This window comes from Corynebacterium pilosum DSM 20521 = CIP 103422 (genome assembly GCF_000373805.1).
In the GTDB taxonomy this organism is placed as follows: domain Bacteria; phylum Actinomycetota; class Actinomycetes; order Mycobacteriales; family Mycobacteriaceae; genus Corynebacterium; species Corynebacterium pilosum.
Genome location: NZ_KB892444.1, coordinates 1 through 13848, shown reverse-complemented (window position 1 = coordinate 13848; position 13848 = coordinate 1). Strand labels below are relative to the sequence as shown.

Sequence of the window (13848 nt, the reverse complement as noted above, 5' to 3'; positions counted from 1 at the left end):
TAGGTAATTGCTCATGGCATCGAAGGCTGGGTGGCTCGCCACCGGCATCGCAGCGATCATGGTCGCCTGCGCGCCGGTAGCAGCAGCGAAGCCAGATCTTGCCTGGGATGATGAGACCGCCAAGCCTGGAGAGACGGTGGTCCTTGAGCCTACGGGCGAACCTTCCTCCTTGGAGTCTGGGCGGGTACGCATCAGCGAGGACACACACCTGCCTGCTGGGTGGAGCGTCTGGGGGCAGAACGGTACCTTCCGCGTCGCCGTTCCCGCCTCCGCAGAGGAAGGCGAGTGCGTCACCCTTGACCTGGTCGCCGAGGACGGCTCGCTGATCGACGAGGTAGAGATCACCGTGACCAACAAGGTGAGCCCGGAAAACACCATGGAGGCAACTCCTACGTCGCAGCCTCCATCCTGGGTAACCGGTTTGGTAGCCACACTGGCGCAGATCTTCGGATAGTTTCAAGGTTTCAAAGAGGAATGGCCCGCCCCACATGGGGCGGGCCATCGTTATTTCTCTGCTCCGCGGGCGCTCTCGGCCGCTAGAAACTGCAAACTGCTGGAACTGGAATGTTGGAACAGGGCGGTTTTCTCCGTTTAGGACACCCAAACGCCCCAGTTCCAACAGTTGAGGTTCGACAGTGAAGCGCGGTGGCGCAGGGCGGCGGGTTATTCGTCGTTACGCGAACGCTCCTCTTCCTCCTCGCGGGCTTCACGCTCCCACTCGGCGAACTCTTCGTCAGTGATCTCGTCCTCGTCCTTGCTCAGAGCATCATCGCGTGGCGGGGTGGTCAGGTACTCCCCGTGCGTGACCGGAGCGGTGTGGGAGACAACGACAACGTCAGATGGCCCATCCTCCGGGTCAAAGTCTGGCAGCTCCTTGTCGGCGGCGAGCTCTTTGGAAATCTCTTCGGAGATGGACTCCTCGAAGATGTCGTTGGCAACAGAGGACGCGGCGGTGAGGCGGGCAAGCTCGCGCTCATTGCGCTTAGTGAAACGCAGGCGGGGATCCATCTTGCGGCGGGTCAGGTCCATCGCGCGGATGCGGATGCGACCTTCCTTATCCAGCTTGGAGCGACCGCGCAGCCATGCGGCAGCGACAACCACGATCATCAACAGGCCCATGTAGCCCAGGATCGGGTAGACGTAGCCGACCAGCTTCTGGAAACCGATGAACGACAAGACGAAGCCAATCAAGCAGCTGGCCACATAAACGATGCGGAACTGCTTCTCGCCCTTCCCGCGGGTCAGCCGCTTCGCCAGCGCATAGAACATGGACACGGCCGTGTTGAACACCATGCCGAAGATCACCACGGCCATGAGCGTGCCCAGTACTGGGTGGATCTCATTGATCAAGGTTAGAACTGGCATGTCGTCGCCATTGACGGTTTCCACCTGGACGTACAGGGAAGAGACCAGCAGAAGCAGCATCACCAGGTAGGCAAGACCGCCCATTAGGCCACCCCAGCCGGCTGCCTTCGTGTCGAACTGGTTGCCGCCGATGACCAGGGCCATGGAGACCACGCACATGACGTTCAGCCCGGTGTAGTTCAGCGCTGAAATCCACCAATTAGGCAGGGTGGTGGCCACCTCGCTGGTGGCGTAGGAATCAATCACGGACCAGTCAGGTGAGGACACCACGAGTGTGTACACGCAGGCGCTAATGGTGAACAGGAGAATGAACGGCGTGAGGGCGCCGATCACGGTGGTGACCTTATCCACGTTGAGGAAACCGGTGGCGATCACCAGCGACAGCATGAGGAAGGTGCCGATCCACAGAGGCCAGCCAAACTGTTGGTTCAGGTTCGAGCCACCACCGGCGAACATCACAAACCCAATGGAGAACAGGGTGATCACTGTGGCGATGTCCAGAATCCAGGAAACGATTTTCGACGAAATATTGCCCAGTACTGCCATGTGCTCTTTGGCCTGGAAGTAACTGCCCAGCTGCAGAATGGATACGCCCATGATGAGCATGAGGAGGGCACCGACGATGGCACCAACCAGTCCCCAGTTACCGAATGCAACAAAGTACTGCACGGCCTCTTGGCCAGATGCAAAGCCGGCGCCGACAACGACGCCGATAAATGCCATACCAATCGCTATGGACTTCTTAAGCATGTGAATACTCCACTATTTAAAAGTAACAATAGTGCGCTCTAGTTAACTCATTTTCGAGTCGAATGGGGAGCGGTATGGGAATACCTAAACCTTGCAAATGGTGCGGATAGTGGGGAATGCCCAGTTGGCGGGCAGGCGGTGCCAATGTTGCTAATGGGTAACAATTTAGCTTTCCTGCGTACCGCCCAGGCGCAGGCGGCTTAGTTGTTGTCTTTTTCGGCGGGGGCCTCAGTGGCTGCGATGAGGTCGCGCCGGGCGCGCGCCACCCGTGAGCGGATCGTTCCCACGCGCACGCCCGCAATCCTCGCGGCTTCCTCATAGGTGTACCCCAGGACCTGGGTAAGGATGAGCGCTTCACGACGCTCCTCCGGCAGCTGATTGATCATCGTGCGCAGGTCAATCATGTCGCTCCACGTGTTGGGGTTGTCCCGCGTTGGAGTGTTGGCCGCAACGTCGTCATACTCAGTGGCGGATTTGCGTGGCCGGGCCATATCGTGGCGCACGCTATCAACCCAGACGCGCCGGGCCAGGGACAAAAGCCAGGTGCGTGCCGACGACCGCGCGGCGAAACTGGGCAGTGACCCCATCACGCGGAGGTAGGTCTCTTGGGTGAGGTCGTCGGCATGCTCGCGCCCTGCGAGGTGGGCCAAAAGGCGCCAGACGTCGTCGTGAGTTTCTTCGATGAATTGTGAAAGCGCACGCTTGTCACCTCTGCCGGCCTTCAGGGCCAGGGAGGTGACGTAATCGTCGTTTCGCCTGCTCACGAAAGTAAAGGTTACCAGCTGCGCCTTTTCGGTACGCTGGGGGCGGAGCGGAAACTCCTTGCCAAGCCCTACCATTTCCCGTAAACTATCAATTGCTACCAATTAATAACCCAAACCTTAAGGAGGCTGTAATGGCTGATAAGTCAGCAGCAGAAAATGTCGTTTCCCGTGGCGAGCGCGCCGCAGGTGACGGCACCACCACTCGCTTGAATGGTGCGCCAGTTCCTTCCGAGAACATCTCCGTCACCGCTGGCCCACAGGGCCCGAACGTGCTGGATGATATCCACATGATCGAGAAGCTCGCGCACTTCAACCGCGAGAACGTTCCAGAGCGTATCCCTCACGCTAAGGGCCACGGCGCTTTCGGTGAACTGCACATCACTGAGGATGTTTCCCAGTACACCAAGGCGAAGCTGTTCCAGAAGGGCACCGTCACCCCAATGGCGGGTCGTTTCTCCACCGTTGCGGGCGAGGCAGGCTCCCCAGATACCTGGCGTGACGTGCACGGTTTCGCACTGCGTTTCTACACCGAAGACGGCAACTATGACATCGTTGGTAACAACACGCCAACCTTCTTCTTGCGTGACGCGATTAAGTTCCCTGACTTCATCCACTCCCAGAAGCGCAACCCAGCTTCCGGCCTGCGTGACGATGAGATGCAGTGGGACTTCTGGACCCGCACCCCAGAGTCTGCACACCAGGTGACCTACCTGATGGGCGACCGCGGTACCCCGAAGACCACCCGCAACCAGGACGGCTTCGGTTCCCACACCTTCCAGTGGATTAACGAGGAAGGCACCCCAGTCTGGGTGAAGTACCACTTCAAGACCCGCCAGGGCTGGGACTGCTTCACCGACGAAGAGGCAGAGGAGATGGCCGGCAAGAACGCCGACTACCACCGCCAGGACCTCTACGAGGCAATTGAGCGCGGCGACTACCCAATCTGGGACGTCAAGGTGCAGATCATGCCATTCGACGAGGCAGAGAACTACCGCTGGAACCCATTCGACCTGACCAAGACCTGGTCGCAGAAGGACTACCCGCTGCACGATGTGGGCTACTTCGTGTTGAACCGCAACCCGAAGAACTACCACGCACAGATCGAGCAGATGGCGCTGGACCCATCCAACCTGGTTCCCGGCGTGGGCCTCTCCCCAGACCGCATGCTGCAGGGCCGTGTGTTCGCATACGCTGACCAGCAGCGTTACCGCATCGGCGCGAACTACCGCGACCTGCCGGTGAACCGTCCGATCAACGAGGTCAACACCTACTCGGAGCGCGGCTCCATGGCTTACTTCTTCAACAACGAGGGTGAGCCAAACTACAGCCCGAACCGCACCGACAAGGGCGCTGGCTACTTGGACAATGGCGAGGATTCTTCCTCCAACCACACCACCTACGGCCAGGCGGATGACCTCTACGTCAACCCAGACCCACACGGCACCGATCTGACCCGTGCTGCTTATGTCAAGCACAAGGACGACGATGACTTCATGCAGGCAGGTATCCTGTACCGCGAGGTCTTCGACGATGGTGAGAAGGAACGCATCGTTCACAACATCACCAACAAGATGCTGCCAATCAAGAACAAGGATGTTGAGGAGCGCGTCTACGAATACTGGACCAACGTCGATGAAGACTTGGGCAAGCGTGTTCGCGAATCCCTGGCACAGAAGCGTGCACAGCAGTAAAGCAATAACACTGCATTAACGCATAAGAACTCCGGCCCGGCTACCGAAATGGTGGCCGGGCCGGAGTTTTTCTTGGGTCACGGGCCAAACTGTCGAAGCTGAACTGTTGGATTAGGGGCGTTCGGGCCTTTGAGGTCGCAAAAACCGCCCTGTTCCAACAGTTGAGTTCCAACAGTTTGCGGGGACAGGGCGGCGGTGGGTCCAGCGAGGCCGGGTTATTCTTCGATCCCGTGCTTCTTATCGACGATGGTCACGCCGTACATGGAGCGGCCCATGATGAAGGAGCCGACCGCGGCGATCACCCACATCGCAGCGATGGCGATGATGGCGCGGATGAACAGGTGCCACTCAAAACCAGTGGTAGACCAGTCGATGACAAGCTTTGCCACGATCAACAGCGGGACTCCCACGCTGGTCAAAGGACCGAGTAGGTTGACGCGGGTGAGCGCGTCGGGTGCGCGGAACTGCAAAATAGTGGTGGAGACCGCCATGACGGTGGCGATGATGACCAGGATGGATGCGATGATTTCGGCGATGGTCATTAGCGTCGCCCCTTCGAGATGATGCGTGCCATCGACATTGTCGGCAGCACACCACCGACAACAGCGGCGAGAAGTGCAACCTCATAGGCGATCAACGAGTCATTGAACAACGTCCATGACAGGAAGATGGCGATCATCGAATAGAAAACAAGGTCGGACAGCACGGCCTTCGTGAAGTTGTCAGGGGTGCGCACGATCAGATACAGGCCAGCGATGAGGCAGCCTGCCATGATGCCGATGCACACGGTGATGATGGTGGTAAACACTCTAGACCTCCTTGCCTGAAGCGGTGATGTCGGCTGCGGGATACTCGTAGTAGACCGTTGTCGGATCCAGCGGTGTGTCCTTGACTCGTGGCGCCATGCGCTCCTCCATGTCAGCGAAGGACGCAATATCATCCAGCGGGTCAGAGCCGAAGGCGGACTGGACGATCAGGATCCGTGGGTCCCCCTCCTTGGTGGGTTCGCGGAAACCCAGCGACAACGTGGTCGGTGTCGCAGTCACGGAGACGGAGAACCAGAAGAGCTCCCAGTCGCTGGTGACGCGAAGCGGGTAGTAGATCACGACCGGGTTGAGCTCATTGGTGGGTTTCAAGCCCTTCCACGCAGCATCGAAGCCGGCGACGAAGATCTCTTTAATCAGCCAGAAAATGTATCCAATGACGTGCATTAGTTACCTCCCTGTAGTTCGGCCACGTTGGGAATGCCGATGGCATCGTCGCCAAGCACTGCTTGTACGTAGGAGTCTACGTCGAGCAGGCCGTCGACACTGGTCAGCACCGACTCCCACAGGAAGCCTGCGCCAAAGAACATCACGAGCGAGACCACCATCAGTGCAGCCGACGGAAGCCACAGGCTCGTGCGTACGCGCAAAGTCTCGGGGAAGCGCTGCATTGGCTTGCCCCAGAACACTTCGCGCCACACCCGCATCATCGCCAAGAGTGCGCCGAAGGACGCGCCGATGATCGCGGTGATGACGACCCAGCTGCGGGCATCGCCCGGTGCGGCCGCGGCGAACACGATGGTCAGCTTGCCCCACAGGCCGGAGAACGGTGGGAAGCCCACCACGGAGAATGCGCCGGCGGCGAAGATCGCGGCCGTCATCGGGTCGCGGCGCATCAGGCCCGCCAGCTTGGATAGGGTGCCTGTGCCGTAGGTTTCCTCGATGGCGCCCGAGTTGAGCACCAGCGAGCCCACGGTGACCATGTGATGCAACGTGTACATCAGGCCGCCGGCCAGCGCGTAGCGCGGATTCTCCGCCACGAAAGCCAGCATGATCAGGATGAACGGCATACCGTTGACCATCTGGTAGGCGAGTACGCGGCGGATCGAGTTCTCCGCCAGACCAGCGAACGCGCCCACCAGCATGGAGATCACCATGATGACGATGATCAACCACTCCCAGCGGCTCTCCAGATCGAAGATGACCACGTAGATGCGGAAGATCATGTACACCGCCACCTTGGTGTGCAGGCCCGAGAAGAGGCCCATGACTGCAGCCGAGGAGGACGGGTAGGTCCGTGGCAGCCAGGTATGCAGCGGGAATACGCCTGCTTTCGCGGCGATGGCGATCATCACGATGCCCATCGCAACCGTGACAGGGCCGTTGCCGGCAGCAGCACCAGCAAGGGAAGCGATATTCACCGCGCCGGTCACGCCGTACACATAGCCCACACCCAGCACCAGCAGTGTGGATGCCGCCAGGTTCACCAGCACGAAGGTGCGGGCAGACAGCAGGCGGTCGCGGGTACCGGTCATTGCGATCAGCCCGTAGGACGGCAAGAGCATGACCTCGATCATCACGAAGAAGTTGAACAGGTCGGCGGTGAGCAACGCACCCGACACACCGGTGATCAACACCAAGGTCAGCGCGGTGTAGAAACGTTCGCGAGTCTCACCGGCCACGGCCGCAAACCAGTTGGACACCAGCGCGATCAACATGGTGAAGATGATCATCAGTGCCGAGAACTCGTCGGCAGCAAAAGAGATACCTGCGCCACCCTTGTACAGGCCGATTACGTGCGCGATCGCGCCGTGGGTCGAGGTGTACCAGTACAGCCAGATACCGCCGGCCAGGTTCACCGCCGGAATGAGCAGCCCAAGGAAGTCATGGATTGGTTTGGACTTGGCCAGTGCCGCCACCGCAGAGGTGATCAGGGGCACGGCCACGAAGAGGGGCAGCATGGCTGCTGCAGTTGTCGTATCCATGGTCTACGCCTCCTTCTTCTGGGTCGGCTTCTGGGCGGTTGCGCGTGCGGTGCGGCCAGCCGTCGTCAAGCTATCGGGCCCCACCACGGCGGCGTCCGGATCGTCGACACGTCCGGCCAGGGTATCGGTATCCTTGGCGCGCGCGTTATCGGACTGGTCGTCGCTCGTGTCATCGTTGCGGCCGAGTGCGGCCAGCATCAGCAAGATGGTGGTGGTGGCCATCGCGATCACGATGGCGGTCAGCACGAACGCCTGGGGGAGGGGATCGGCCATGTCCTCAACGTCGGTTGTGGAGGGGAAGACCTGGCCACGCCACGCGCCCACACCTGCTGCCAGCAGGGTGAGGTTGGAGGCGTGCCCGAACAAGCTCATGCCGAAGACAATGCGGACCATGCCGCGTTGCAGAATCAGGTAGACAGAACCTGCCACCAGCACTGCGATTGTTAATGCCATAATCATCGGCCGTCCTCCTTCTCATGTGCAGAGTTGGTGTGCGTCGCGCGTGCGTTGTGCCCGCCGGCCCCAACTGGTTGTGGGTTGTCCGCCGGGTTGATCGGATCGGGGTACGTCTCAGTCGGGTTCTCCGGCTCCTCCGGCTCCGGCGCGTTCGGCAGCGGATTATCTGGTTCGCTGCGCGTGTAGCTGAGCTCGTCCATGCCCACACCTGGGCGAAGGTACCCACCAAGAGCGTTGATGGCCATGGTCAGCATGCCCAGCACGGCCATGTAAATACCGGCATCGAAGATCAGGGAGGTGGTCAGGTGCTCGCCGGCGATCTCCCCGTGGATGGCATAGAGGAAGCCGCCTTCGATATAGCCCAGGAAGCCGGCGCTGATCGCGACGATGATGCCGATGCCAGTCAGCCAGATCGGGACTTGCTTGCCGACGACGTTCCCGTCCGCACCCTTGGAGATATAAGACAGGGCGAAACCGGTCGCAAGGATGAGTGCTGCCACGAAGCCGCCGCCCGGGAGCTGGTGGCCACGGTAGAACACCAGGATGCTCAGCACGATCAGTACGGGCCAGATGAATGTCAGCGCCTTGCGCAGCGGGATCGAGTTCAGCTGCGACTGGCCGAACGGGCGAGGACGTGTGCCTTCCTCGAAGTTGTGGCGTGGCATCGAGGAGGTCACCGCGGCGATCACCACGGCCGCCATGCCCAGCACGGACAGCTCGCCCAAGGTATCGAAACCACGGAATTCCACGATGATCACGGCGACGATATTGTCGGCCGCGGCCATCGGCCCGCCCTCGTTGATGTACCACATTGCCAGGTCCGAGCGCTCGCGCCGGCCCAGCAGCGTGAAGACACCCAGGAAGGCGGTGATACCTGCCAGGATGGCGATGATTCCGGCGACCACTTTTCGACGAGTGGACGTGTCTGGGAAGAGCCGTGGCTGGTACCGCACCACCATCATGATGACAACGACGGTGAGCGATTCCACCAAGAACTGGGTGAGCGCCACGTCGGGAGCGCCCAGCAGCAGCATCTGCAAGCTCATGCCCACACCCGCCGTACCGATGAGCACGGCGGCGGCGAGGCGGTGGCGGGTGGTGATCAGGCCGATCACCGACACGGTGATGATGGCAAACGGGATGAGGTCCCACCAGTTGTCCAGCCCAGGTGCGCGGTCTGCCATCGGCATGCCGTCGATGCCAGTGGACAGCAGCAGCGTGCCCATTCCCAGCGCGATCACGGTGAGCACCAGCCACACCAGGTGACGCGAAGGGTTGAAGGAGTTAGCCATCTCACCCATGCCACGGCCCAGGGCCTTCATGCCGGTGACGAGGCCATGCAGCAGATCGTTGCCGGACTTCGGCAGGAGTTCCTTGTTCTCCAGGGCCTTCCACACCGGTTTGCGGACGAAGAGGAAAGCGATGCCTGCGACGAGAACGATCATCGACACGATGAACGGGGTGTTCACGCCGTGCCAGATGGCCAGGTGTGATTCGTAGTCTGTGGTACCCGTAATCGCGTGCACGGCAGCGTTGATGGGGGAGTCCACGGCGCCAAGAAGGAAGATGAGCACCAGGGACATCCAGCCAGGTAGTGCTGCCGGCAGCCACAGCGAGACCGGGGCTTCCTTCACACCGCTCATATCGCGCGGGCCATCGACGAAGGCGCCGAAGACGATCTTGGCCGAGTACACGAAGGTGAGAAACGCCGCGATGCCGGCCACGGCGACCAGAACACCGGAGGCTGGCGCCTCCATGAACGCTGTGAGCATGCCTTCCTTCGACACAAAGCCGAACAGCGGAGGTACAGCGGCCATCGACGCAGCCGCGACCACCACAGAGACGAAGGTAAACGGCATCTTGTCGTACAGCTTGCCCAGGCGGCGCACATCGCGCGAGCCGGCTTGGTGGTCCACCACGCCGATCAGCATGAACAGCGAAGACTTGAACAGGGCGTGCGCCAAGGTGTGCACCAGCGCGGCTGCCAGAGCGAACTGGGTGCCCACACCGATGGTGGCCACGATCCAGCCCAGGTGGGACACCGTGGAGTAGGCCGTCAGCTGCTTCAGATCCGTCTTCGTGATCGCGAACACCGCCGAAATGAGGGCGGTACCCATACCGAAAACAATCAACATCGTGTTCCAGGCGGGGACGTCATGGAAGATCGTCGAAAAGCGAAGCAGCAAGTAAATGCCGGCTTTGACCACTGCGGCTGCGTGCAGGAACGCCGAGACCGGGGTGGCCGCGGCCATCGCCTCGGGCAGCCAGAAGTGGAAGGGGAACTGCGCAGCCTTCGTGAATGCAGAGGTGGCGACGAGGATGGCAACGATCGTCGTCAAGCCTGGGTCCTGTGCCCACACATCTGACGAAAGGATCGTCGAAAGACTTGTCGAACCCGCGTTGACCGAGGCCAGCGCAAGGGCGGCCAACAATGTCAGGCCGCCGATGAAAGTCAGGGCCAAGGTGCGGTAGGAGCCGGCCTCGCCACTCGAGCCCGAGCGGGCGATCAGCATGAACGAGGCGATGGAGACCAGCTCCCACGCGATGAACAGGACAACGGCGTCGCCAGCCAACACGAGCAGCAGGACAGACAGCGTAAACGCCGTCATGATCGTGTAAAAACTCGTGTTGCCCTCACCCTTGGGCAGGTAGGCCGCCGAATAGATGAAGACCACAGCACCGATCACCAGCGCCAACAACGCAAAGAAAACACCGAGGCCGTCGCCATTGAGCGACACGGTGACCTCGGTGCCTGGGCCCAAGAGATCGCGGGCCCACACGGCCTCAAAGTTCAGGGCTTGGCCGTTGATGACAGCCGGCAGCTCGCGGCCGATCACGGCAGCTGCGACAACATAGAGGACAGCCAGGGGCCAACCAGCTCCCCGGTCGAACAGGCGCACTGACAGCGGGGCGAGGATCACCGCCACTGCTGCCAGTGCGACTGCGATAAGCAATGTCACGGTGAATCACACCCAACTAGTAGCTGAAAATACGTACACAGTAAGTCCATTTAGCCTACCAACTGGGGGTATGCCGGTGTGCCTACACCCTTTTACCAGTGCAAAGATGTAGGTTCCACAACATGAAAACCCGCTTGGTCCTCGCATTGGTCATCCTCGCCATCGGCGCTTTTATGCCGTTGAGCCCGGCCACCACCTGGAATACCGGCGAGGAGGTCCAGGGGGCACCCGCCATCGCAGGCACGGCAAGTTCGAACGCGCTTGTCGACGCCCGCCGTGCCGCCGGCGAGGCGGGATCCCAGGCCGGGTTCTTGACCAATGGGACAGGCCAGCTCAAAGATGGGGCCGAAGAACTTAAAGATGGCATGACCGAACTAGCCGATGGCGCCGAAACCGCACATTCGGGCGCAGAATCCCTGGCAGGGGGGTTGAGTGAGCTCAACGCGGGGATGGGTCAGCTCGGTAGCGGAGCAACCCAGGTCGCCGATGGTGTAGGCACTGCCGTGGATACTGTCGTCGGTTTCGAAGCGGTCAAAGGACAGGTCATAGCGACGATTGATCGAACCCTTGAAGAAACCAAGGATTCCACCGACCCGGCCATCGTCGATACGCGTGCCACGCTCCAGGATCTGCGAGGCCAGGTTGAAACGGCAGAGTTACCTGCGGATATCGTCAGCCAACTCAACCAGTTGCGCGATGGCTCCCGCGAAATATCGAATCAGCTGACTACCCCTGGCTACGCCTTCTATGACGGGATGAATACTGCAGCCTCCGGCGCCAGCGAGCTTTCCTCTGGGATGACGGCGCTACGTGACGGCACCGCGACCGCCCGCGACGGATCACAGGAGCTTTACGACGGGGCCTCCCAAGTAGATACGATTGCGGGCAACACGAAATCGAAGATCCAGGACGTCCAGACTGCCATTCCTGGGCCCTCCCCGCAAGAGCAAGCAGCCGCGGCCCCGGGTGAAGAGGTTGCGCCAAGCGCGCTGTCCCCGCTGGTTGCCATGCTGATCGCGGCGCTTATGCTGCTGGGCGGTTTCGCGCTTGCCCTCGCCGCGTACGTGGTCGATGGGTCGCGTTGGGCCATCGTCGGCGGGGGCACCGCGTTTCTGACCGTGGTGGGCCTGGTCCTGGTGATGGTGCTGGGAACGGGACTTTCGCCTGTGGCGATGATTGCGATTACCGCCGGACTTGCACTTGGGGCACTCGCCTCAGCCGGCCTGACGTGGATTCTGCTCGCTGCGGTCGGACCACGCATCGGCGCAGGAGTGGCCGCGCTGCTGGCTGCGGTGCAGGCGGGCGTTGTCGGCTGGGTGTGGAATTCCGCAACCACGGGCGCGGTGGGCACAGCCTGGCAGATCGCGGCGAGTGCGATGCCGGCGCACTGGACGACGACCACTCTGTCGGCGGCCGGCAACGCAGGATCGGCGCAGGCCTTGTGGATTTCCCTGGCCCTGGCCGCGGCGTTGGCCATCCTGGGCAGCGTGGCTGTAACCCGAGGCCGCGCAATTGAGGCGGATGCTGATTCACCAGAGTAGACAACACCATTGTCTGAAGTCATCGTCGGAGTTCTTATCTGGACGATCACAGCTTGGGCAGCATGTCTGTTTTGGAAGACCCTGCCACTAACAGCTCAACCAGTGTTTTGCTCATGATTTTATCGGTTGTGCCATGGTTTATGTCTGGGAGGATCGTTTTCCAAAATATTGTGGGTATTGCCTAGTTCATCTCTGGCCGCTTAGATACCCTTTTCCCTCCGTTACTCTGTAGCTCTGCGAGATAAAATAGGTCTGGTTTTCTATACTTTGAGTCGATGCTTTTACTTACCATAGAGCGTTTCCATAACCGACTAAACTGGTAACCAACATCAGTGCTTGGATGCAATTCCGCTTGTTGAACTGGCGGGAAGTAACCGCATGCACGCTGGCGTGACGAGAAAAGTGATGGGGCACTGGATCACCTTTGTTTGGCCAAAATGACTCATGGGCGTTCCAGATAGGTAGCCACACTAAAGCCTCCCGAATATTCATTTGGTCGAATTCCTCGGAAGCGTCTTTGTCCTTCTGACGGTTTCTGATTCGGCGTAAATTTTCCTGATCCGGATACAAGCGCGTGATCAGTGTGTCCAGCGTGACAGTAAACATTGCTTGTGCAGAGGGAGTATACCCCGCACGCAATGCGCCGATGCCATCGCGAATAAAACTAACTTGGTCAGCAATACTCTCTGCCCGTGATTCAGTTAATATTTTTTCGCAATCATCGACGATCGAGTTGAAGCAGCTATTTAGAACTTTTCTCCTGGCCTGTCGATCTTTGGCGCGAATGAGTCGGAGCGCCGTCCGACCCTTCGGGACAAGATAGAGCGGGATTGCTTCTTTTTCTACGAACCGGTTAACTTCTTCTGCCGTAATCTCGTCTGCAAGTTGGCGGAGATTTGGAGGAAAAAGCGTACGGCGGAATCCCGTGGTGGTTGCGACGAGACGGGCCTGCAAGTCCTCCACCCATGAATCGTGAATTCGCATTGCGTCTTGTAGCTTGTCGAGGGCGATCGATTCAATCGCAGGAAAACTGAGTATGGGCGGCAGGGCATGCCCTTTGAGATCGCGTAGGAGGTTGGAAGTTTCAACAGCCCGCATAGTATTAGTCAGGCCTGCGGTGAAAGAAGGAAAATTGTAGAGAGCCGATCCCAGTCTCTCCTGCACTTCCGCAAAAACAGGTTGTAGTGCTTCAGTTACGATCTGGGCATTAGCTGGATGTAGATCTGCCAAATCTTCGGCCATATGCTGGTCGTTCTTTCCACAAAGGGGATCAGCGAGCATGAGCGTGTCAAGTTGTTTGTGTGTGGGGCGTGATTATTAGAGGTAGGGCTCGAAGCGGTCAGGGTAAGCCACAGACATCTGGTTGATGGCCTGCTTCCAGTTCGTCNCCCGCCTGCCCTCGATCAGCCGGCCGCTGGTCGCCGCGACCCGTTTGCCCTGCTTAGCGCGCTTGGCGGCCCGTTTGTCCTCAATGTTGCAGATCATCAACCACAAGGTTTTGATCGCAGACTCATCGTTGGTGAACTGCACCCGATTCCGGGTGGCTTTACGCAGCTCGTTGTTCATCGACTC

12 protein-coding genes and 1 pseudogene are annotated in these 13848 nt (G+C 59.9%); 3 read left to right on the top strand and 10 right to left on the bottom strand.

Annotated features, from left to right (window positions below; all coding sequences use genetic code 11):
- Positions 1–13: 13 nt before the first annotated feature.
- On the top strand, positions 14–454 hold the full coding sequence (locus B097_RS0103975; protein ID WP_018581256.1) for a hypothetical protein: 441 nt from the start codon (positions 14–16) through the stop codon (positions 452–454).
- 209 nt (positions 455–663) lie between these two features.
- Here the strand turns inward: B097_RS0103975 and B097_RS0103970 are convergent, their stop codons facing one another.
- Both B097_RS0103970 and B097_RS0103965 read right to left on the bottom strand, forming a co-directional pair.
- A complete protein-coding gene (locus tag B097_RS0103970; protein ID WP_018581255.1) occupies positions 664–2115 on the bottom strand; it encodes a YkvI family membrane protein in 1452 nt (483 codons plus the stop codon).
- 200 nt (positions 2116–2315) lie between these two features.
- Positions 2316–2879 (bottom strand): RNA polymerase sigma factor, encoded by a 564-nt coding sequence (locus tag B097_RS0103965; protein ID WP_026254290.1) that lies wholly within the window; start codon positions 2877–2879, stop codon positions 2316–2318.
- Positions 2880–3010: 131 nt separating this feature from the next.
- Here B097_RS0103965 and B097_RS0103960 point away from each other — a divergent pair, with 131 nt between their 5' ends.
- The gene (locus B097_RS0103960) at positions 3011–4570 is read left to right on the top strand and encodes a catalase (protein ID WP_018581253.1); all 1560 of its coding nucleotides are present in this window, start codon (positions 3011–3013) and stop codon (positions 4568–4570) included.
- A 215-nt stretch (positions 4571–4785) separates the two neighbouring features.
- Here B097_RS0103960 and B097_RS0103955 read toward each other — a convergent pair whose 3' ends face one another.
- From B097_RS0103955 to B097_RS0103930, 6 genes are read right to left on the bottom strand one after another with little or no spacing between them, the layout of a single operon-like run.
- Positions 4786–5112: a Na+/H+ antiporter subunit G gene (locus B097_RS0103955; RefSeq protein ID WP_018581252.1), complete on the bottom strand. Its 327-nt coding sequence runs from the start codon at positions 5110–5112 to the stop codon at positions 4786–4788.
- Entirely contained in the window at positions 5112–5342 is a 231-nt protein-coding gene (locus B097_RS0103950) for a cation:proton antiporter (RefSeq protein ID WP_048402832.1), read from the bottom strand. Before B097_RS0103950 ends, B097_RS0103955 begins: the two co-directional genes overlap by 1 nt.
- A 37-nt stretch (positions 5343–5379) precedes the next feature.
- Entirely contained in the window at positions 5380–5781 is a 402-nt protein-coding gene (locus B097_RS0103945) for a monovalent cation/H+ antiporter subunit E (RefSeq protein WP_018581250.1), read from the bottom strand.
- A complete protein-coding gene (locus B097_RS0103940; protein WP_018581249.1) occupies positions 5781–7319 on the bottom strand; it encodes a monovalent cation/H+ antiporter subunit D family protein in 1539 nt (512 codons plus the stop codon). Before B097_RS0103940 ends, B097_RS0103945 begins: the two co-directional genes overlap by 1 nt.
- A gap of 3 nt (positions 7320–7322) precedes the next feature.
- The gene (locus tag B097_RS0103935; protein WP_018581248.1) at positions 7323–7778 is read right to left on the bottom strand and encodes a sodium:proton antiporter; all 456 of its coding nucleotides are present in this window, start codon (positions 7776–7778) and stop codon (positions 7323–7325) included.
- On the bottom strand, positions 7775–10735 hold the full coding sequence (locus tag B097_RS0103930) for a DUF4040 family protein (protein WP_018581247.1): 2961 nt from the start codon (positions 10733–10735) through the stop codon (positions 7775–7777). Before B097_RS0103930 ends, B097_RS0103935 begins: the two co-directional genes overlap by 4 nt.
- A 122-nt stretch (positions 10736–10857) precedes the next feature.
- On the opposite strand from B097_RS0103930, the gene B097_RS0103925 reads away from it, so the two are divergent.
- A complete protein-coding gene (locus tag B097_RS0103925; protein ID WP_018581246.1) occupies positions 10858–12276 on the top strand; it encodes a hypothetical protein in 1419 nt (472 codons plus the stop codon).
- Positions 12277–12561: 285 nt separating this feature from the next.
- On the opposite strand, the gene B097_RS13090 is transcribed toward B097_RS0103925, so the two are convergent.
- Both B097_RS13090 and B097_RS12430 read right to left on the bottom strand, forming a co-directional pair.
- Positions 12562–13518: a hypothetical protein gene (locus tag B097_RS13090; RefSeq protein WP_018581245.1), complete on the bottom strand. Its 957-nt coding sequence runs from the start codon at positions 13516–13518 to the stop codon at positions 12562–12564.
- 75 nt (positions 13519–13593) lie between these two features.
- A pseudogene (locus B097_RS12430) lies at positions 13594–13848 on the bottom strand (IS256 family transposase); the annotation flags it as partial.